This window comes from Fluviicoccus keumensis, assembly GCF_004217445.1.
Lineage (GTDB): Bacteria > Pseudomonadota > Gammaproteobacteria > Pseudomonadales > Moraxellaceae > Fluviicoccus > Fluviicoccus keumensis.
Genome location: NZ_SHKX01000013.1, coordinates 234566 through 255278 on the forward strand (window position 1 = coordinate 234566; position 20713 = coordinate 255278).

18 protein-coding genes are annotated in these 20713 nt (G+C 60.9%); 8 read left to right on the forward strand and 10 right to left on the reverse strand.

The window, feature by feature from the left end; genetic code table 11:
- Positions 1 to 22: 22 nt before the first annotated feature.
- The gene (locus tag EV700_RS11975) at positions 23 to 1285 is read right to left on the reverse strand and encodes an MFS transporter (RefSeq protein WP_130414077.1); all 1263 of its coding nucleotides are present in this window, start codon (positions 1283 to 1285) and stop codon (positions 23 to 25) included.
- A 146-nt stretch (positions 1286 to 1431) separates the two neighbouring features.
- Here EV700_RS11975 and EV700_RS11980 point away from each other — a divergent pair, with 146 nt between their 5' ends.
- The 4 genes from EV700_RS11980 to EV700_RS11995 all read left to right on the forward strand — a co-directional run bounded on the left by EV700_RS11980 (position 1432) and on the right by EV700_RS11995 (position 5881).
- Complete coding sequence (locus EV700_RS11980) at positions 1432 to 3381, forward strand: type IV pili methyl-accepting chemotaxis transducer N-terminal domain-containing protein (protein WP_130414079.1); 1950 nt, start codon at positions 1432 to 1434, stop codon at positions 3379 to 3381.
- A 9-nt stretch (positions 3382 to 3390) separates the two neighbouring features.
- Positions 3391 to 4041 (forward strand): response regulator, encoded by a 651-nt coding sequence (locus EV700_RS11985; RefSeq protein WP_130414081.1) that lies wholly within the window; start codon positions 3391 to 3393, stop codon positions 4039 to 4041.
- 76 nt (positions 4042 to 4117) lie between these two features.
- Positions 4118 to 5290, forward strand: a complete 1173-nt coding sequence (locus EV700_RS11990; RefSeq protein ID WP_165391454.1) for a tetratricopeptide repeat protein — start codon at positions 4118 to 4120, stop codon at positions 5288 to 5290.
- Between the two features lie 63 nt (positions 5291 to 5353).
- Positions 5354 to 5881: an REP-associated tyrosine transposase gene (locus EV700_RS11995; protein ID WP_242610254.1), complete on the forward strand. Its 528-nt coding sequence runs from the start codon at positions 5354 to 5356 to the stop codon at positions 5879 to 5881.
- A gap of 126 nt (positions 5882 to 6007) precedes the next feature.
- Here EV700_RS11995 and EV700_RS12000 read toward each other — a convergent pair whose 3' ends face one another.
- From EV700_RS12000 to EV700_RS12015, 4 genes are all read right to left on the reverse strand, one after another.
- A complete protein-coding gene (locus EV700_RS12000) occupies positions 6008 to 6445 on the reverse strand; it encodes a tetratricopeptide repeat protein (protein ID WP_242610255.1) in 438 nt (145 codons plus the stop codon).
- A 1-nt stretch (position 6446) separates the two neighbouring features.
- Complete coding sequence (locus EV700_RS12005; RefSeq protein ID WP_207224659.1) at positions 6447 to 6947, reverse strand: GH-E family nuclease; 501 nt, start codon at positions 6945 to 6947, stop codon at positions 6447 to 6449.
- 903 nt (positions 6948 to 7850) lie between these two features.
- Complete coding sequence (gene xerC / locus EV700_RS12010; RefSeq protein WP_130414089.1) at positions 7851 to 8930, reverse strand: site-specific tyrosine recombinase XerC; 1080 nt, start codon at positions 8928 to 8930, stop codon at positions 7851 to 7853.
- 2 nt (positions 8931 to 8932) lie between these two features.
- Complete coding sequence (locus tag EV700_RS12015; RefSeq protein WP_130414091.1) at positions 8933 to 11989, reverse strand: CHC2 zinc finger domain-containing protein; 3057 nt, start codon at positions 11987 to 11989, stop codon at positions 8933 to 8935.
- Between the two features lie 101 nt (positions 11990 to 12090).
- Here EV700_RS12015 and EV700_RS12020 point away from each other — a divergent pair, with 101 nt between their 5' ends.
- Together EV700_RS12020 and nfi (EV700_RS12025) are read left to right on the forward strand one after the other, a co-directional pair.
- On the forward strand, positions 12091 to 12486 hold the full coding sequence (locus EV700_RS12020) for a helix-turn-helix domain-containing protein (RefSeq protein ID WP_207224660.1): 396 nt from the start codon (positions 12091 to 12093) through the stop codon (positions 12484 to 12486).
- Positions 12487 to 12503: 17 nt separating this feature from the next.
- Entirely contained in the window at positions 12504 to 13253 is a 750-nt protein-coding gene (nfi, locus tag EV700_RS12025; protein ID WP_130414093.1) for a deoxyribonuclease V, read from the forward strand.
- On the opposite strand, the gene EV700_RS12030 is transcribed toward nfi (EV700_RS12025), so the two are convergent.
- The 4 genes from EV700_RS12030 to EV700_RS12045 all read right to left on the reverse strand — a co-directional run bounded on the left by EV700_RS12030 (position 13174) and on the right by EV700_RS12045 (position 19117).
- Entirely contained in the window at positions 13174 to 13584 is a 411-nt protein-coding gene (locus EV700_RS12030; RefSeq protein WP_130414095.1) for a toxin-antitoxin system YwqK family antitoxin, read from the reverse strand. The genes nfi (EV700_RS12025) and EV700_RS12030 overlap by 80 nt on opposite strands.
- A gap of 2 nt (positions 13585 to 13586) precedes the next feature.
- A complete protein-coding gene (locus EV700_RS12035) occupies positions 13587 to 14051 on the reverse strand; it encodes a YwqJ-related putative deaminase (RefSeq protein ID WP_130414097.1) in 465 nt (154 codons plus the stop codon).
- Between the two features lie 927 nt (positions 14052 to 14978).
- Positions 14979 to 16058 carry a site-specific tyrosine recombinase XerC gene (gene xerC, locus EV700_RS12040; protein WP_130414089.1) on the reverse strand — a complete coding sequence of 360 codons (1080 nt, stop codon included), beginning with the start codon at positions 16056 to 16058 and terminating at the stop codon, positions 14979 to 14981.
- A gap of 2 nt (positions 16059 to 16060) precedes the next feature.
- Complete coding sequence (locus tag EV700_RS12045; RefSeq protein ID WP_130414091.1) at positions 16061 to 19117, reverse strand: CHC2 zinc finger domain-containing protein; 3057 nt, start codon at positions 19115 to 19117, stop codon at positions 16061 to 16063.
- A gap of 101 nt (positions 19118 to 19218) precedes the next feature.
- On the opposite strand from EV700_RS12045, the gene EV700_RS12050 reads away from it, so the two are divergent.
- Positions 19219 to 19614 carry a helix-turn-helix domain-containing protein gene (locus EV700_RS12050; RefSeq protein ID WP_207224660.1) on the forward strand — a complete coding sequence of 132 codons (396 nt, stop codon included), beginning with the start codon at positions 19219 to 19221 and terminating at the stop codon, positions 19612 to 19614.
- A gap of 17 nt (positions 19615 to 19631) precedes the next feature.
- Positions 19632 to 20381, forward strand: a complete 750-nt coding sequence (gene nfi / locus EV700_RS12055; protein WP_130414093.1) for a deoxyribonuclease V — start codon at positions 19632 to 19634, stop codon at positions 20379 to 20381.
- Here the strand turns inward: nfi (EV700_RS12055) and EV700_RS12060 are convergent.
- Positions 20302 to 20712 carry a toxin-antitoxin system YwqK family antitoxin gene (locus tag EV700_RS12060; RefSeq protein ID WP_130414095.1) on the reverse strand — a complete coding sequence of 137 codons (411 nt, stop codon included), beginning with the start codon at positions 20710 to 20712 and terminating at the stop codon, positions 20302 to 20304. The genes nfi (EV700_RS12055) and EV700_RS12060 overlap by 80 nt on opposite strands.
- Position 20713: the final 1 nt, after the last annotated feature.

Consider the following 20713-nt stretch of genomic DNA (forward strand, 5'->3'; position numbering starts at 1 on the left):
AGGCTTCTCCGTTATTTAGAAATCAGGCAGTGGCTTGCGAAAGCTGGTCGGCCGTTTTCATCACATCGATGCGGCGGACTTCGGTGAGGTAGTTCCAGGTCAGCGACACCCAGACAATCCCGTACATCAACATGAAGCAGGAGGTGCGGACGCCGGTGATGTCCTGCAGCGCGCCGAACATGATCGGCAGCACAAAGCCGCCCAGGCCGCCCGCCAGCCCGACCACGCCGGACACCGCGCCGATGTTGTGGCTGAACTCGTCGCCGATGTACTTGAAGACGGAAGCCTTGCCGAAAGCCCAGGCCACGCCCATGACGAACATCAAGGCGGTAAACAGGTAGACATTGAGGCCGAGGTGGAAGGTGGTGAAACCGTCGACGGTCTTGATGGTGAAATCGGTTTGCGGATAGGACAGCAGGAACAGGCAGACCCACGACACCCACAGCACCCACCAGGTGACGTTGTGCGCGCCGAACTTGTCGGACAGAAAACCGCCCACGGCGCGCAGCACGCCGCCGGGCAGCGAGAAACAGGCGGCCAGCAAGGCCGCAGTCTTCATGTTGAAGCCGTATTCGCCGACGTAGTACTGCACCATCCACAACGACAGCGCCACATAGCCGCCAAAGACGATGGAGTAGTACTGGCAGTACTTCCAGACACGCGGATCCTTCAACACCACCAGCTGCTCGCGCAGGGTGACGGACTTGCCGACCAGATGGGATTCATCGCTGTAGCTGAAGAACCAGAACAGGATGGCCATCACCAGCATCACCCCGGCATACACGTGCGGCACCGCCGTCCAGCCGAAAGCGGCAATAATGGCCGGAGCCACGAACTTGTTCACCGCCGCGCCGGAATTGCCGGCCCCGAAGATGCCCATGGCCATGCCGCGCTGCTTGACCTCGAACCAGCGCGCCACATAGGGCGTACCCACCGAGAACGAACCGCCGGCCAGACCGACAAACAGGCCCAGCACCAGGAATTGCCAGTATTGGGTGGCGTAGCCGATCATCCAGATGGGAATGACGCAGGTGAGCATGATCAGGAACAGCACGATGCGGCCGCCGTACTTGTCCGTCCACGCGCCCAGGAAGATGCGGGACAGTGAACCGGTCAGCACCGGCGTTGCCGTCAGCAGGCCGAATTCGGTAGCGTTGAGATCCAGCATCTTCTTGATCGGGATGCCGATGACGCCGAACATCATCCACACCATGAAGCAGACGGTGAAGGCCAGCGTACTGCTGGCCAGCACCGAATATTTCTGGGCGTTTCGGGAAGTAGCCATAAGGAAATGCTCCTCGGGAGGTTACCGCCAGAATACGTACAAATCGCAAGGGAATTTATCGGTCGTCGGCGCAGTCAAGGGCTTCCGGAAGAGGGGCCGCCGCCTCGCCGAACGGCTAGGTCGGAGCTATACCAAAGTGTGTTTAAATGACGGCCATGGCCACCCTTATCGACACCCTCAAAACCCGGCTCACCGCCAAGATCACCGGCATGCTGCTGGGCGCGCTGGTTTTCGCGCTGGTGGCGATCGGCTATACGCTGCTGCTGTCCTGGGAACTGGAAGGCGCAGCCGCCGCCATCAATGACAGCGGCAGCCTGCGCATGCGCGCCTGGAAAATGGCGGCGATCATCAACCAGGCGGAAGGCGGCGACGGGCTCAGCGACAGCCAGGCCGCCGAACTGCAGCAAACCCGCAACGAGTTCGAACAGACCCTGAACGGCCTGCGCGCGGGCGACCCGCAGCGGCCGCTGTTCCTGCCGCGCGATAACCACATCCGCGGCAACATCCAGGCGCTGCAATCCTACTGGCGCGACAGCTTCGCCCCTTCGCTGGACCGCATGCTGCGCGAACGGCGCATCAGCGCCGACACCGCCGCCCGCCATGAGTTGGCCACCCGCCACTTCGTCGCCCAGATCCACGCCACCGTCGGCCTGATCGAGCAGGAATACGCCCGCCAGACCTTCTGGCTGCGCTCCTCGCAAATGGCGCTGATCGCGCTGGCCATGTGCGGCTCGCTGATCATGATCATCCTGCTGTACCTGATGATCGTCACCCCGGTCACCCGCCTGCACCAAGGCTTGCAGCGCATGAGCGCGGGCGACTTCGGCGTGCGCCTGCCGGTGGAGGGGCAGGATGAATTCGCCCAGCTCGCCCAAGGCTTCAACACCATGGCGGACGAACTGCAGCAGGTTTACGCCGGGCTGGAAGAGCGAGTGCGGGAAAAAACCTTGCGGCTGGCCGAGAAGAACCGTCACCTGTCCGTGCTGTACGACATCAGCAAGGACTTCAACCGCACACAGAGCCTGGAAGACATGTGCGCGCTGTTCATGCGCCGCATCGTCCCGGAATTCGGTGCGGCAGGCGGTACCGTGCGCCTGATCGACCGCAGCGCCGACCGCGTCTACCTGGTGGTGGAAGAAGGCATTCCCCCAACCCTGTCGCAGCAGATGCAGTGCCAGAAACTGGGCAGTTGTTTCTGCACCATCGCCGCCCAGCGCGGCCGCACCTCGGTCAACCACCTCAACAACCGCTGCGCACCCAACTTCTCGCATTGCCTGGAGGCGGGCTTTGCCGTGGTCATGGCCATCCCCATTTGCTCCTCGGACAAGAAACTGGGCATCTTCAACCTGCACTTCATGGAAGACCGCCACCTGGGGCCGGAAGAAGTGCAGTTGCTGGAAGCCATGGGCCAGCACCTGGGCATCGCCATCGATAACCAGCGGCTGGCGGTACACGCCAAGGAACTGGCCATTGTGGAAGAACGCAACCTGGTGGCGCAGGGCCTGCACGACAGCGTGGTGCAAAGCCTGAGCTTCCTGAACCTGCACCTGCAACTGCTGAAGGAAGCGGTCGGTCAGGGCGACTTCTCGCAGGTGGCGGAAACCATCCCGCTGCTGCAAACCGGCGTGCAGCAGGGTTATGAAGACCTGCGCGAACTGATGGGCAACTTCCGCACCCGCCACGACGAAACCCAGCTGGAAGCCGCCATCGGCGCGGTGATCCGCCGCTTCACCGAACAGACCGCCATTCCGGTCGACTTGAAGATCGACAACACCGGCGCGCCGCTGGCCAATGAAGAACGCTTGCAACTACTGTTCATCTTGCAGGAGGCGCTGTCGAACATCCGCAAGCACGCCCAAGCCACCGTGGTCAGCGTGCGGGTCATCAATCGCGCCGACTTCGACCTGACCATCACCGACAACGGCATCGGCTTCAACCCCGAGGCGGTATTGTCCAGCCTGCACACTCACATCGGCCTGAAGATCATGCGCGAGCGCGCCAGCCGCGCCCATGCCGAGTTCCTGCTAGACTCAACGCCGGGTCAAGGCACCACGCTGAGCCTGCACCTGCCGCGCGAACAACGACAAAAAGCCTGAGGACACCCCATGAGCCCCATCCGCATCCTGCTGGTCGATGACCACACCCTGTTCCGCAGCGGTGTGCGCGCCCTGCTGCAACGCCAGACGGATATCGAGATTGCCGGGGAAGCCGGCGAAGGCTCGGAGGCGCTGAAGCTGATCCGCTCGCTGAAACCCGACCTGGTGCTGCTGGACCTGAACATGCCGGGCCTGTCCGGGCTGGAAGTGCTGAAGCTGGCGCTGGAGGAAAACCCGCAACAGGCGATCATCATGCTGACGCTGTCGGAAGACTCGCGCGACCTGATGGTGGCCTTGCAGACCGGCGCGCGCGGCTATCTGCTGAAGAACAGTAACGTCGATTATCTGGTCAACGCCATCCGCATGGTCGCCACCGGCGGCACCGCCATCCAGCCGGAAATGGCCGGATCACTGGCGGCGGGGCTGCGGCAGATGCGTAAAGAAGAACAGGAGCCGGAGGAGAAGGAGCATCTGACAGCGCGGGAGAAGGAAGTGCTGAAGCTGGTGGCGGCGGGCCAGAGCAACAAGGAAATTGCCCGGGCGCTGGATATTGGCGAGAGCACGGTGAAGTTCCATATCCAGAGTATTTTGCGCAAGCTGAACCTGACCAGCCGGGTGCAGGCGGCGGTGTATGCGGCGCAGGGGAAGGGGGAGGTTTGAGGGTTCCCTTTCCCGTCTTCCCTCCCCCGCCCCGCTGCCGTATGCTGCACGCTGCCGTATCCCACCGAGAACCCGCATGGACCCCGTTACCCCTCCTGCCCCGCCCACCCGCCGTCTGGACCGCCTGCTGGGTTTCCTGTCGCACGACCCCGCCAATGCCACCCTGCTGACCGATACCCTGCAGGAAGCCATCCAGGAAGGCGATCTGGCCGCCGGCAGCGACATTCTTTCCCGGGCGGCCCGGGCGGGTGTGAATGCGGCGGCATTCCAGGCGCGGGCCCTGCATTTCTGCCTGCTGAAAACCGATTACGAATCGGCGGCAGCCTATGGCGACAGCGCACTGGCGCAGGGCCTGCGGCATTCGGCGGTGGTCTTCAACACCGCCTTTGCCCGTTTTTACCTGCAGCAGTACCCGCAATGCCTGGAACTGTTGCTGCCCTATTGCCGGGAGCAGGAAGGCCATGCCGCGGCGAACGTACTGGCGGCGCGCGCCCTGCACCATGCCGACCGTGAAGAGGAAGCACTGGAGCGGGTTTTACAGGCGCTGGAAGCCGAGCCGGACAATGCCGAGGCCCTGGGGGTCAAGGCCCTGCTGCTGTATGAAGCCGACGACAATGCCGAGGCGCTGTTCTGCGCCGAACATGCGCTAACCTTGAATCCGGACCAGCTGGATGCCTTGCTGGCCAAGGGGGAAGTGCTGCTGGAGGCAGAGCGTTACGAGATGGCGGGGCAGGTGCTGGCGCATCTGGTGGAGCGGCATCCGTCATGCGGGCGCGCGTGGTCGGATCTGGCCTTGTGTGCCTTTCAGGATCTGGACTTGGCGGAAGTGGAGCGTTGCGGGCGGCTGGCGGTGAGTTTGATGCCGGACCATATTGGCACCTGGCATTTGCTGGCCTGGGTGTATTTGATGCGGGGGGAACTGCCGGAGGCGCGGCAGGCGTTCCAGGCGTCGTATGCGTTGGACCCGGATTATGCCGAGACGCTGGGCGGTCTGGCGGCGGTGGATGCCCTGGAGGGGCATAGGGCCAAGGCGGAACAGGGTATCCGCCGGGCGTTGGCGCTGGACGCGGCGTGCATGGCGGCGCAGGTGGCGGAGCTGGTGTTGTTGCGGCAGGAAGGGAATGACGTGGAGGTGGAGGCTTTGGTGCGGGAGATGCTGGGCAGGCCGGTTGACGAATCGGGCGAGAGCGGACTGGACTTGCTGGCGCGACAGGTGCGGCGTTTGTCGGAGGGGAAAACGCGGCATTGAGGGCCGGGAAACAACCGTAGGTTGGGCTGAGGCACGAAGCCCAACATTTTCAGGGATGACATGATGCATTATCGCCGAGCCCGCGCGGCGGGCGGCTCTTTTTTCTTTACGGTAAATCTGGCGGACCGCCGGCAGGATTATCTGATCCGGTATGTTCAGGATTTGCGTGAAGCCTTCCGGAAGACGCGGGATAAATACCCCTTTCATATTGAGGCGATGGTGGTTTTGCCGGATCATTTGCATGCGATCTGGCGTTTGCCGGAGGGGGAAACGGATTATGCGGGCCGTTGGTCGTTAATCAAGTCGCGGTTTTCCCGGGCCATTCCGGCGGGGGAATGGGTGAGTGACAGCCGGTTGGCCAAGCGTGAGCGGGGAATATGGCAGCGGCGGTATTGGGAACACCAGATTCGGGATGCAGAAGATTGGCGGCGGCATGTGGATTATATTCATTTTAATCCGGTGAAGCATGGGTATGTTCGGAGTGTGACGGATTGGCCGTTTTCGTCGTTTCACCGGTTTGTGCGGGAGGGGGTGTTGCCGGGGGATTGGGGTGGCGGGGTGTGGGATGAGGTGGGCAACGCCGGTGAGTGATCCGTAGGTTGGGCTGAGGCACGAAGCCCAACGTTTTCAAGGTGTTAGGCGGCCATCGACACAATAGCGAAGGGAATGTGTTGGGCTTTCCAGCCCAACCTACGCGTGCTTTTATAAACCAGTTAATCAAATCTCAATTCTTGTCTCCAAGAACTCTAAATACTTTGGATCGTCTTCCATAAAAATATCCATTCCCCCACCCATATAAGCCCTAGTTAACTCATCAGCCGCTTTATCAAGATTACCTTGCTCAAAATAAAGTTGGCCAAGCCGAAGGTGAATATAGGGATTACCTAAACCTTTAGGGCACTGAACCGCGTTATAAAAACACTTGAATGCTCGCTCATTGTTTCCAAGGCTAAAATGAATGTCTCCTATGGCAACATATATCCATGTTGCTGCCTCCCACTCTCGATGCTCTTGCGGAAGTAGCCTGAGAGCATCCACATAGCTCTTTTTGGCTTCCTCAAGCTTTCCTTCCTTGGCAAGCTCATCACCATTTTTGCATAAAGATGTAATCTCTTTATGAATATCATCTGGCAACTGCTTCATAATATCGGGCATCCTAATCAATATCATTAATATTGAAGAAAGTATTCTTCTCAGCTTCGGTAGCCGGAGGAAGGTAAGTTTTGCCCATAGAGGCCCCATTACTTCTATTAATCCCTGAAGGCTCCAAGACATAGTTCTTAGGATCATTCATGAATGAGCGCACCTCTGGAGCACGAGGACCGTAATATCTACCAGTTTTATTCCAGTAATCTACAGCAGCCTCTATATGCCCCATATCAGTCTGGTTAATCGGATGCCATTGACCATCCTGTCCCAAGACTTGTCTGTTAGCACCATCACCTCGCAAGGAGCCCTCAAGGCGCATTCTGTCCTGAACCTGCAGGCCTACGCCGGAATCTTTGCCAGGTGTTCCTCCCATAAATCGGTCACGATTGGATAGGCCATCACTGTTCATGCGCTGCCAGCGTAAAACATCAGGATTGGATGGGGCGGGAAGTTTGGCATATATCTCGCCATTCGGACCAAGGCGAATAGGTGTGAACTGCCCATTCAACACCGTTTCATTGTTTGCAACATCAACTCCGCCCGACGCACCTCACCCTCCAGACGCACCCAACCCCTTGATAGTCATCGCCTTTTAGACGCTTTTCCCACCCCGTTACGACTGCCGCCTATTGTGCCCCCAGACGCGCTTTTTGACCAGTGCTTTTCCGGCGACGACGGGACGGACGGGGCGAGGCGGTCCCGCCCGCCGGCCGGCCGGACTCTCCCCGCCTCGTCCCGGCCGGCACGGCGTCCACGCGCGGCCGCGATGGCGGCAGAACCCCGGCTGGGTTCCGCGCGTAAGGTGATGATGGTGCTGACGGAGGGGCTTTTCCCCGGTAGAAGCCCGGGGCGGTGACGGGCGGGAACGCAGGCCCCCAAGGGCCGAAGCCGCCCGGCGCCGACACGGGCCAGCACCTTCCGCCTTTGCTTTGGCTCTTTCCCGGTAAAGCTTTTAAAGACGCGGCGGAGCCGCAGCCCTAGAGCGCCCACGCTATTTAAGATAATGCCCATTATGCGGCGAAGCGGACAGCGTTGGGGGGACGTTGCGCTTTTTGGCAACGTGCCCCCAACGATGCGCATAATTCCCGCATTATGTTAACGCGAAGCGCGCGCGGTCAGCGCGATTGCGGGGGCGCGGTGAAGCCCCGCAGCCCGGGGCGGCGACGAGTGCGCCACAAGCGCACGTGGGAGCGGGGTTGGGAAGCATGGTGCAAGGGGGCGCGTGAAGGACGGGCGCGGGGCTTGCCTCAGGCCTTGCACGGGGTGTGAACGGCGGGATACGGGCGCAACCCGTGCGGGGCGATGCAAGACCCGTGAACGGCCTTGACGCGCAACCGCGCCGCCTTATTGCTCTTTATCGGTGTCGGCGCTGGAGAGGTCGGCGGGAGTCGGGGTGGCTGGCTGTCGAGGGTCAGCCTTCCTCAGCCGCTTCAGCGGCTAAGGCGGTAAACAGCGCGCTTTCCGTGGCCTCGGGCTCGTCCGGGTCCAGGCTCCGGGGCATGGCCAGGCGGCTCAGCCGTGCCGGGTGCGTCAGTGTGTGGATCTCCTTCAGCTTGGCAATGCTTACCTGCGTGTACATCTCGGTGGTGCTCAGGCACACGTGCCCGAGCATCGCCTGGATGAAGCGGATGTCCGCGCCGTTCTCCAGCATCAGCGTCGCCATCGTGTGCCGGAACAGGTGGCACGCGCCTTTCTTGCCGATCTTCGATTGCTCGATGTAGCCCCGCGCCAGCGTCGTCAGGTTGTTCGGGCTCATACCCTCGCCGGTACGCGTCAGGAACAGCACGCCCTCGTCCCGCCCGGCGACGAAGGCCGGGCGCACGTCGGCGCGGTATTTCTCCACCCAGGCGGCGGCGCGCTCGCCGATCGGGATCATCCGGTCTTTCTTGCCCTTGCCCTGCCGCACGATCAGCGTGCCGCGCTCCGGGTCAATATCCTGCACCTTGAGGTTGACCAGTTCGCTGCGGCGGATGCCGGTGCTGTACAGCACTTCCAGGATGGCGCGGTCACGCAGGCCCAGCGCTTCGCCGGTGTCCGGCTGGTTGAGCACGGTTTCGGCTTCGCGTTCACTGAGGATGGCTTTCGGCAGCCGCTTTTCCAGTTTCGGCAGTTCCAGGTCGCTGGCCGGGTTGGTCAGGATGTGGTTGCGCCGCGCCAGCCATTTGAACCAGGTGCGGATAGCCACAATGCGGTTGTACTGGCTGCGGAAGCTCAGCGGGTCGCCGTTTTTCTTGCGGGTGTGGTACAGGTGCCGCTGGTAGCGTTCCAGCATCGGTTTGGTGATCTCGGTCGGGCGCAGCACGCCGCGCTGGCCGCACCAGTCGAGCAGCGAGCACAGGAACAGTTCGCGGCCGACCAGCGTTTGCTCCGAGTAGTTGCGTTCGCGCAGCCAGGCCAAGTATGCCTGCATCAGCGCGTACAGGCCCAGCGGGTCGGCCAGGTCGGGGATGTGCGGGAACTGCTCCGCCAAGGTCTGTTTCGGGGCGGGCATGGTCAGGCCTCCGGCGCGGGGTGAAGCACGGTACGGTACGACGCGCCGTTGCGGTGGACGTGAGGCGCGTTTTCAGTGTCATCGTCGGCTTGTTGACGTGATGGCTTGCCACCCAATGCTTTGACGGTGATTTCCACCTCCCGACCCGTGGCCGACTCCGTGCCGACTTGGGGCCGACCCGACCCCGACAGGTGGGCGACCGGCCCCGACTTCTTGGCGTCGTACTCCGCCCGCAGGCTGTCCACGTCGATCAGCCCGAGCAGGAAGGCGTCGCCCTGTTGCCCTTCGCCCTGGTACAGCAGTTCGTATTCCATGCTCTGCCCGCGTTTGCCGCGATGCACCAGCAGGTATTCCATTTCCTCCAGTCGCCCCAGATGCACCTTGAGCTGGGTATTGCCCCAGCCCGTGCCGTCGCGCACCTCCTTGCGGCTAAAGCGGTAATCCTTCGGGGCCAGGTTCTGCCGTCGGCATTCGGCCCGCACCTGTTCGCTGATCTGCGTCAGCAGCTTGCGTGTCTGCGGCGGCAACTCGTCCAGCGTCCGCCCCAGCACCGCGTGCGCCAGCCGGTTCGCCAGCGCCAGGTCGGCCAGCGTCACTTCGACGTATTCGACCACCACCCCGCCCGGGCACAGTTCCCGTTTCACCGGCCGCTGGTGCTGGTGCAACAGGGCGATGGCGTCGATCAGGGCGAGGTATTTTTCATGGTCGCGCCGGGTGCGCGTCTTGTCGCTGAGGAAGGTCAGCCGTTCCGCCCACGGGTTGACCACTTTCAGCGGTCGCAGCAGGCGCTGGGCGTTCTGGTGCAGGCGGGTCAGTTGCTCGCGTTCCGCACCGGCGCGCAGCCCGTCCAGCGTGCGCCGGCGGCGCTGCTCGGCGTGGATCGCCTGCGTCTGTTCCCGGCTTTCGTCCACCGACAGCACCAGACAGCGGTTCAGCAGTTCTTCGTCCAGGTCGATGGCGGTGGTGGTGCTGAACAGCATCACCGGCCCTTCCACCCGATACTCCTGCGTTTCCAGGTTGCCGGTGACGGCGTTCTTGCCGGTGCTGGCGATGCTGACTTCGCCTTCCGATTGCAGCAGCTTCAGCGCGTAGCTGGCGTTGTGCGCGCCCTCTTCTTCGCTGATGGCGAGGATCTTGTGCTTTAAATCCTTGTCGCCAAGGTAGTACAGGCTTTGCCCGGTCATCGCTGAGTATTGCACCCGTTCTTCCTCCGGCATGAAGCGCAGCACGGCGTCCATCAGCGACGACTTGCCCGCCGCGCTGGAGCTTTGCACCAGCACCGCCAGCGGCCGGTCGAGCTTGCGCGAGACGGCGGCCAGGTAGGCCACTTGCTTGTTGGCTTCCTCGCCGACCACGCCGCAGCGCCCGAAGTCGGCCAGCACCCGCGCCATCAGGTCGGGGGCTTTCAGCAAGGCCAGCGCGGCTTTCAGCTCAAGGTCGGTCATCGTCGGGGCTTTGTCGTCCTTGGCCAGCGTGCCGCGTATCAACTGGTCTTGCAGTTCTTCCAGTTTCAGCAGCACCGCGCCCAGGTCGGCCTTGAGGATGTTTTCCGGCAGCGCCAGTTCCTGCGACGCCTGCTTCAGGTACGCCGCCCGCGCGCGGGCGCTGTACAGGTCGAGCGTGTCGACGTGGAACGCTCCCGGCATCCTGCCTCCCGCGTCATTCGTGCATCCCTGCACAGCAACGCCAGCGCCCTGTTTGACCAACACATTGACCTTAAGCAGTTCCGGGCTGAGGTTTTTCGCCAGCCCGCGCACCCGGTAGTGGCGGTCGTCGAAGCGCAGCGTGATTTCGTGTTCGCTGGCGTCGGTCGGGATGTCCACCACAGTGACGGCCGGGGCTTCGGGCGAGGTTGAGGGGGAAGGCTCGGCGGCGATTTCAGCGGCTAAAGAAGAAGGTTCAGGAACAGGCTCCGGCCGTGCGCGCTGCCCGTTGCTCATCCATTCGGCGGTTCTCAACACCATGCCCAGACTCTGCTGCGCCGGACTGACTTTCAAGGCGTACTCATTGGCGTCCATGCCTTTCGGGAAGCGCACCCGGTAGGCGTCGATGCCGACGGCGTTGAGCTGGGCGGCGACCCGCTCCGCGCCCGCCTCTCCGGCGCTGTCGCGGTCGAAGGCGATCTTGACCCGCTCCACCCCTTCCGCCTGCAGGGCCGCCAGCAGTTCGTCGGTGAAGCCGTTGACGCCGTAAGCCGTGGTGACGCTCTTGAACCCGGCGCACCAGAAGGTCATGGCGTCGATCAGGGCTTCGCAGAGGATGACCTCGGTCGCGCCGCGCAGACCGTCGCGGTTCCAGACTCCGCGCTGCGGCCCGGCCAGGTACAGGTGCAAGGGCGTGCCCGCCCGCAGGTTGTCCAGAAGCTTGCGGCCGTAGAGTTGCACCACCTGTCCGGCGTCATCGAACAGGGGCACGACCAGCGAGCCGTTCAGGTGTTCGTGGCCGCTGTCACGCAACACGCCCAGGGCTTGCAGACGGCCGCGCTGTTCGGCTCCGGCCTGCCGGTTTTTATTGGGCAGGCGGTAGGCCAGGGTGCGGTTGGCGTAACCGAGCTTGAAGGTGTCGATCAGGTCGGGATGGTTCAGGCCGCGTTTGGCGAGATAGGCCAAGGCTTCGGGGGATTGGGTTAGCGTCTCATGGTAGAAGTCGGCAACCTGACCCAGCAGGTCGGTGTCGTCACCGCTCAAGGCCAGCGGCGACGCCAGTTTCGGCACCGTGGCCCGTTTGATGATGGCCGGTTCGGTGGCAGGCGCAGCGGATTCAGCGGCTAAGTGAGGAAGTTCGTGGCGCAGTAACTCGACGGCGTGCCGGAAGCTGACGCCCTCGCTTTTCATCACCCAGTCGATCACCGAGCCGCCGACATTGCACGCGCCCAGGCAGTGCCACAGGTTCGTGGCCGGGCTGACCACCAGCGACGGGGTGCGGTCGTCGTGGAACGGGCACCGGCCCAGCCAGTCCTTGCCCTGCCGTTTCAAGGCGATGCCCTTCGCTTCAACCAGCCGCACCAGCGACACGTCCTGTTTTAGCCGCTCGATCTGTTCTTCCGGGATGCGCGCCATAGCCGGTTCTCCTAAAATCTTGTCAATACCACGTATATGTTTTATTATGGCACATAGTTGTGTGCTAACGTCAAGAGACGATTTGAGGAGGGCTTAGAATCATGCGCAGTTCCCTGACCGTGTGGTTAACCATGTCCCTGCCTGCCCGTTTGATCGCCTTGCGTAAAGAGCGCGGCCTGTCGCAACAGGCAATGGCGGATGCCATTGGCATTCACGCCAACAGTTGGAAGAAGTACGAGACCGGCCAAGCGCAGCCGTCGCTGGACGTGTTGAAGAAGATCGCCGTGGCCCTGCATGTCAGTACGGACTTCTTGCTGTTTAATGAACATGAACGTGGGCCGGACGATGATCTGCGCTTGCAGTTCGAGGCGGTCAGTGACTTGCCGCCCGCCGAGCAGTCGGTGGTGAAGGAAGTGTTGGAGAGCCTGATTATCAAGTACCAGGCACGGCGTTGGGATTCGGCCAGAACGGCGGCCAATAACCCACAAGCCATTTAGCCGCTAAGGATAGCCGCATGAAGCCGCAAGTAATTACGCACCCCTGGAGTCTGAGCGAAGAGCAAGCCCTACAGCTTCAACAAGAGCTGGCTGCCAAAGTCATTAAAGAAGATAGGCTTGGTGAGGTTAAAAGCATTGCGGGCGTTGATGTTGCCTATGATAAAGACAGTGACAAACTCATCGCCGCTGTCGTTGTGCTTGATGCAACAACACTGGAAGTTATTGAGCAATCCAGCGCGGAAGACGTGGCTCAATTCCCTTATATTCCCGGCCTATTTTCATTTCGAGAACTCCCTCCGATTATCGAAGCTTTAAAAAAGCTCCAAGTCACACCAGATTTGATTGTGTGTGATGGGCAAGGAATTGCACATCCAAGACGCTTTGGCCTGGCGTGCCATTTGGGAGTTATTTTTGATATTCCGACCATCGGCTGTGGTAAGACCCGCTTAATTGGCGAGCATTGCGAACCAGATAATGCTAGAGGCTCTACTGTGCCCCTACTGGATAATGGTGAAGTGATTGGCAGTGTGCTGAGAACCCAAGATGGCATCAGGCCAGTTTATGTCTCAACTGGCCACCGCATTTCTTTAGCAACAGCCTGCCAATGGGTGTTAAAGCTTTGCATTAAATATAGACTACCTGAGACAACCAGAAAGACTGATCACGAAGTCCGCAAGCAAATGAAGATCAGGTGTTCAGGAGACTCTCCCTCATCGCCTTTAACACTTTGTAATTTGGATCATTCGCTTCTAGAGAGTAAGTTGTAGCCAACACATCGCCTCCAACCAACTCCTGTCTCAGCGTGCAAATGCCAAACTCGAAAGTCTCCTCACGATCAATTTTTCCTGTAGCCGAGTAGTGTTTTACAAGACCGTGAAAGGCTCCATTTTTAACTTGCGCATCCATAACAAGCTTTCCCTGTTCATTCCAGTCTCTGACGTACCCACATTGCACACCGTCAATATAATCAACAGTACTTTCAATCGATCCATTTCCCCGATAGAAAGTTGCTGTACCAGTAAATGGTTGACCAGAATAAATACACGTCTGGTCATCCGCATATGACAAATCATCCGCATTAACAATCAGCTGAGCCATTATCATTTATCCGTTAGGGCATTCACGCCATGTGACAAATTTGAGCAATAACCACAACGCTGAGCTGGGCCAGCCGATTTAGTGAGCCAACGATTAACCATAAACATCTCACTTAAATCAATAGGAATACCTGCTGACTCTCTCGCCTGTAAGGCTTTATTCAGCGCATGAATTTCTGCATGTGCGCCAGGGGTGCTATACGGCCAGCGAACACCTAACCCAGCAGCCTCCTCGCGCAAAGCAGTGATATTCATCGTATTCGGAAGAGTTGAAACCCTATCAGCTAATAATGGGTGCAAGTCTTGTGGCAAAAACAGCTCGTTCTTACCTGAAAAGAACTCACCTGTTCTAGCATCTTTGACCCCGGAAACCACAGGCCCTCTATAGCGACCTCTATATGTCGCTGCAGCCTCTCGGGTTTGGAGGCGTAAATCGCCATAAAAATCCTGCCACTCCGCCTTGCTCATTGTTCTAGAAGCAATTAAGTCGGCAGCCGTTGTATTGTTTGCAACATCAACTCCGCCCGACGCACCTCACCCTCCAGACGCACCCAACCCCTTGATAGTCATCGCCTTTTAGACGCTTTTCCCACCCCGTTACGACTGCCGCCTATTGTGCCCCCAGACGCGCTTTTTGACCAGTGCTTTTCCGGCGACGACGGGACGGACGGGGCGAGGCGGTCCCGCCCGCCGGCCGGCCGGACTCTCCCCGCCTCGTCCCGGCCGGCACGGCGTCCACGCGCGGCCGCGATGGCGGCAGAACCCCGGCTGGGTTCCGCGCGTAAGGTGATGATGGTGCTGACGGAGGGGCTTTTCCCCGGTAGAAGCCCGGGGCGGTGACGGGCGGGAACGCAGGCCCCCAAGGGCCGAAGCCGCCCGGCGCCGACACGGGCCAGCACCTTCCGCCTTTGCTTTGGCTCTTTCCCGGTAAAGCTTTTAAAGACGCGGCGGAGCCGCAGCCCTAGAGCGCCCACGCTATTTAAGATAATGCCCATTATGCGGCGAAGCGGACAGCGTTGGGGGGACGTTGCGCTTTTTGGCAACGTGCCCCCAACGATGCGCATAATTCCCGCATTATGTTAACGCGAAGCGCGCGCGGTCAGCGCGATTGCGGGGGCGCGGTGAAGCCCCGCAGCCCGGGGCGGCGACGAGTGCGCCACAAGCGCACGTGGGAGCGGGGTTGGGAAGCATGGTGCAAGGGGGCGCGTGAAGGACGGGCGCGGGGCTTGCCTCAGGCCTTGCACGGGGTGTGAACGGCGGGATACGGGCGCAACCCGTGCGGGGCGATGCAAGACCCGTGAACGGCCTTGACGCGCAACCGCGCCGCCTTATTGCTCTTTATCGGTGTCGGCGCTGGAGAGGTCGGCGGGAGTCGGGGTGGCTGGCTGTCGAGGGTCAGCCTTCCTCAGCCGCTTCAGCGGCTAAGGCGGTAAACAGCGCGCTTTCCGTGGCCTCGGGCTCGTCCGGGTCCAGGCTCCGGGGCATGGCCAGGCGGCTCAGCCGTGCCGGGTGCGTCAGTGTGTGGATCTCCTTCAGCTTGGCAATGCTTACCTGCGTGTACATCTCGGTGGTGCTCAGGCACACGTGCCCGAGCATCGCCTGGATGAAGCGGATGTCCGCGCCGTTCTCCAGCATCAGCGTCGCCATCGTGTGCCGGAACAGGTGGCACGCGCCTTTCTTGCCGATCTTCGATTGCTCGATGTAGCCCCGCGCCAGCGTCGTCAGGTTGTTCGGGCTCATACCCTCGCCGGTACGCGTCAGGAACAGCACGCCCTCGTCCCGCCCGGCGACGAAGGCCGGGCGCACGTCGGCGCGGTATTTCTCCACCCAGGCGGCGGCGCGCTCGCCGATCGGGATCATCCGGTCTTTCTTGCCCTTGCCCTGCCGCACGATCAGCGTGCCGCGCTCCGGGTCAATATCCTGCACCTTGAGGTTGACCAGTTCGCTGCGGCGGATGCCGGTGCTGTACAGCACTTCCAGGATGGCGCGGTCACGCAGGCCCAGCGCTTCGCCGGTGTCCGGCTGGTTGAGCACGGTTTCGGCTTCGCGTTCACTGAGGATGGCTTTCGGCAGCCGCTTTTCCAGTTTCGGCAGTTCCAGGTCGCTGGCCGGGTTGGTCAGGATGTGGTTGCGCCGCGCCAGCCATTTGAACCAGGTGCGGATAGCCACAATGCGGTTGTACTGGCTGCGGAAGCTCAGCGGGTCGCCGTTTTTCTTGCGGGTGTGGTACAGGTGCCGCTGGTAGCGTTCCAGCATCGGTTTGGTGATCTCGGTCGGGCGCAGCACGCCGCGCTGGCCGCACCAGTCGAGCAGCGAGCACAGGAACAGTTCGCGGCCGACCAGCGTTTGCTCCGAGTAGTTGCGTTCGCGCAGCCAGGCCAAGTATGCCTGCATCAGCGCGTACAGGCCCAGCGGGTCGGCCAGGTCGGGGATGTGCGGGAACTGCTCCGCCAAGGTCTGTTTCGGGGCGGGCATGGTCAGGCCTCCGGCGCGGGGTGAAGCACGGTACGGTACGACGCGCCGTTGCGGTGGACGTGAGGCGCGTTTTCAGTGTCATCGTCGGCTTGTTGACGTGATGGCTTGCCACCCAATGCTTTGACGGTGATTTCCACCTCCCGACCCGTGGCCGACTCCGTGCCGACTTGGGGCCGACCCGACCCCGACAGGTGGGCGACCGGCCCCGACTTCTTGGCGTCGTACTCCGCCCGCAGGCTGTCCACGTCGATCAGCCCGAGCAGGAAGGCGTCGCCCTGTTGCCCTTCGCCCTGGTACAGCAGTTCGTATTCCATGCTCTGCCCGCGTTTGCCGCGATGCACCAGCAGGTATTCCATTTCCTCCAGTCGCCCCAGATGCACCTTGAGCTGGGTATTGCCCCAGCCCGTGCCGTCGCGCACCTCCTTGCGGCTAAAGCGGTAATCCTTCGGGGCCAGGTTCTGCCGTCGGCATTCGGCCCGCACCTGTTCGCTGATCTGCGTCAGCAGCTTGCGTGTCTGCGGCGGCAACTCGTCCAGCGTCCGCCCCAGCACCGCGTGCGCCAGCCGGTTCGCCAGCGCCAGGTCGGCCAGCGTCACTTCGACGTATTCGACCACCACCCCGCCCGGGCACAGTTCCCGTTTCACCGGCCGCTGGTGCTGGTGCAACAGGGCGATGGCGTCGATCAGGGCGAGGTATTTTTCATGGTCGCGCCGGGTGCGCGTCTTGTCGCTGAGGAAGGTCAGCCGTTCCGCCCACGGGTTGACCACTTTCAGCGGTCGCAGCAGGCGCTGGGCGTTCTGGTGCAGGCGGGTCAGTTGCTCGCGTTCCGCACCGGCGCGCAGCCCGTCCAGCGTGCGCCGGCGGCGCTGCTCGGCGTGGATCGCCTGCGTCTGTTCCCGGCTTTCGTCCACCGACAGCACCAGACAGCGGTTCAGCAGTTCTTCGTCCAGGTCGATGGCGGTGGTGGTGCTGAACAGCATCACCGGCCCTTCCACCCGATACTCCTGCGTTTCCAGGTTGCCGGTGACGGCGTTCTTGCCGGTGCTGGCGATGCTGACTTCGCCTTCCGATTGCAGCAGCTTCAGCGCGTAGCTGGCGTTGTGCGCGCCCTCTTCTTCGCTGATGGCGAGGATCTTGTGCTTTAAATCCTTGTCGCCAAGGTAGTACAGGCTTTGCCCGGTCATCGCTGAGTATTGCACCCGTTCTTCCTCCGGCATGAAGCGCAGCACGGCGTCCATCAGCGACGACTTGCCCGCCGCGCTGGAGCTTTGCACCAGCACCGCCAGCGGCCGGTCGAGCTTGCGCGAGACGGCGGCCAGGTAGGCCACTTGCTTGTTGGCTTCCTCGCCGACCACGCCGCAGCGCCCGAAGTCGGCCAGCACCCGCGCCATCAGGTCGGGGGCTTTCAGCAAGGCCAGCGCGGCTTTCAGCTCAAGGTCGGTCATCGTCGGGGCTTTGTCGTCCTTGGCCAGCGTGCCGCGTATCAACTGGTCTTGCAGTTCTTCCAGTTTCAGCAGCACCGCGCCCAGGTCGGCCTTGAGGATGTTTTCCGGCAGCGCCAGTTCCTGCGACGCCTGCTTCAGGTACGCCGCCCGCGCGCGGGCGCTGTACAGGTCGAGCGTGTCGACGTGGAACGCTCCCGGCATCCTGCCTCCCGCGTCATTCGTGCATCCCTGCACAGCAACGCCAGCGCCCTGTTTGACCAACACATTGACCTTAAGCAGTTCCGGGCTGAGGTTTTTCGCCAGCCCGCGCACCCGGTAGTGGCGGTCGTCGAAGCGCAGCGTGATTTCGTGTTCGCTGGCGTCGGTCGGGATGTCCACCACAGTGACGGCCGGGGCTTCGGGCGAGGTTGAGGGGGAAGGCTCGGCGGCGATTTCAGCGGCTAAAGAAGAAGGTTCAGGAACAGGCTCCGGCCGTGCGCGCTGCCCGTTGCTCATCCATTCGGCGGTTCTCAACACCATGCCCAGACTCTGCTGCGCCGGACTGACTTTCAAGGCGTACTCATTGGCGTCCATGCCTTTCGGGAAGCGCACCCGGTAGGCGTCGATGCCGACGGCGTTGAGCTGGGCGGCGACCCGCTCCGCGCCCGCCTCTCCGGCGCTGTCGCGGTCGAAGGCGATCTTGACCCGCTCCACCCCTTCCGCCTGCAGGGCCGCCAGCAGTTCGTCGGTGAAGCCGTTGACGCCGTAAGCCGTGGTGACGCTCTTGAACCCGGCGCACCAGAAGGTCATGGCGTCGATCAGGGCTTCGCAGAGGATGACCTCGGTCGCGCCGCGCAGACCGTCGCGGTTCCAGACTCCGCGCTGCGGCCCGGCCAGGTACAGGTGCAAGGGCGTGCCCGCCCGCAGGTTGTCCAGAAGCTTGCGGCCGTAGAGTTGCACCACCTGTCCGGCGTCATCGAACAGGGGCACGACCAGCGAGCCGTTCAGGTGTTCGTGGCCGCTGTCACGCAACACGCCCAGGGCTTGCAGACGGCCGCGCTGTTCGGCTCCGGCCTGCCGGTTTTTATTGGGCAGGCGGTAGGCCAGGGTGCGGTTGGCGTAACCGAGCTTGAAGGTGTCGATCAGGTCGGGATGGTTCAGGCCGCGTTTGGCGAGATAGGCCAAGGCTTCGGGGGATTGGGTTAGCGTCTCATGGTAGAAGTCGGCAACCTGACCCAGCAGGTCGGTGTCGTCACCGCTCAAGGCCAGCGGCGACGCCAGTTTCGGCACCGTGGCCCGTTTGATGATGGCCGGTTCGGTGGCAGGCGCAGCGGATTCAGCGGCTAAGTGAGGAAGTTCGTGGCGCAGTAACTCGACGGCGTGCCGGAAGCTGACGCCCTCGCTTTTCATCACCCAGTCGATCACCGAGCCGCCGACATTGCACGCGCCCAGGCAGTGCCACAGGTTCGTGGCCGGGCTGACCACCAGCGACGGGGTGCGGTCGTCGTGGAACGGGCACCGGCCCAGCCAGTCCTTGCCCTGCCGTTTCAAGGCGATGCCCTTCGCTTCAACCAGCCGCACCAGCGACACGTCCTGTTTTAGCCGCTCGATCTGTTCTTCCGGGATGCGCGCCATAGCCGGTTCTCCTAAAATCTTGTCAATACCACGTATATGTTTTATTATGGCACATAGTTGTGTGCTAACGTCAAGAGACGATTTGAGGAGGGCTTAGAATCATGCGCAGTTCCCTGACCGTGTGGTTAACCATGTCCCTGCCTGCCCGTTTGATCGCCTTGCGTAAAGAGCGCGGCCTGTCGCAACAGGCAATGGCGGATGCCATTGGCATTCACGCCAACAGTTGGAAGAAGTACGAGACCGGCCAAGCGCAGCCGTCGCTGGACGTGTTGAAGAAGATCGCCGTGGCCCTGCATGTCAGTACGGACTTCTTGCTGTTTAATGAACATGAACGTGGGCCGGACGATGATCTGCGCTTGCAGTTCGAGGCGGTCAGTGACTTGCCGCCCGCCGAGCAGTCGGTGGTGAAGGAAGTGTTGGAGAGCCTGATTATCAAGTACCAGGCACGGCGTTGGGATTCGGCCAGAACGGCGGCCAATAACCCACAAGCCATTTAGCCGCTAAGGATAGCCGCATGAAGCCGCAAGTAATTACGCACCCCTGGAGTCTGAGCGAAGAGCAAGCCCTACAGCTTCAACAAGAGCTGGCTGCCAAAGTCATTAAAGAAGATAGGCTTGGTGAGGTTAAAAGCATTGCGGGCGTTGATGTTGCCTATGATAAAGACAGTGACAAACTCATCGCCGCTGTCGTTGTGCTTGATGCAACAACACTGGAAGTTATTGAGCAATCCAGCGCGGAAGACGTGGCTCAATTCCCTTATATTCCCGGCCTATTTTCATTTCGAGAACTCCCTCCGATTATCGAAGCTTTAAAAAAGCTCCAAGTCACACCAGATTTGATTGTGTGTGATGGGCAAGGAATTGCACATCCAAGACGCTTTGGCCTGGCGTGCCATTTGGGAGTTATTTTTGATATTCCGACCATCGGCTGTGGTAAGACCCGCTTAATTGGCGAGCATTGCGAACCAGATAATGCTAGAGGCTCTACTGTGCCCCTACTGGATAATGGTGAAGTGATTGGCAGTGTGCTGAGAACCCAAGATGGCATCAGGCCAGTTTATGTCTCAACTGGCCACCGCATTTCTTTAGCAACAGCCTGCCAATGGGTGTTAAAGCTTTGCATTAAATATAGACTACCTGAGACAACCAGAAAGACTGATCACGAAGTCCGCAAGCAAATGAAGATCAGGTGTTCAGGAGACTCTCCCTCATCGCCTTTAACACTTTGTAATTTGGATCATTCGCTTCTAGAGAGTAAGTTGTAGCCAACACATCGCCTCCAACCAACTCCTGTCTCAGCGTGCAAATGCCAAACTCGAAAGTCTCCTCACGATCAATTTTTCCTGTAGCCGAGTAGTGTTTTACAAGACCGTGAAAGGCTCCATTTTTAACTTGCGCATCCATAACAAGCTTTCCCTGTTCATTCCAGTCTCTGACGTACCCACATTGCACACCGTCAATATAATCAACAGTACTTTCAATCGATCCATTTCCCCGATAGAAAGTTGCTGTACCAGTAAATGGTTGACCAGAATAAATACACGTCTGGTCATCCGCATATGACAAATCATCCGCATTAACAATCAGCTGAGCCATT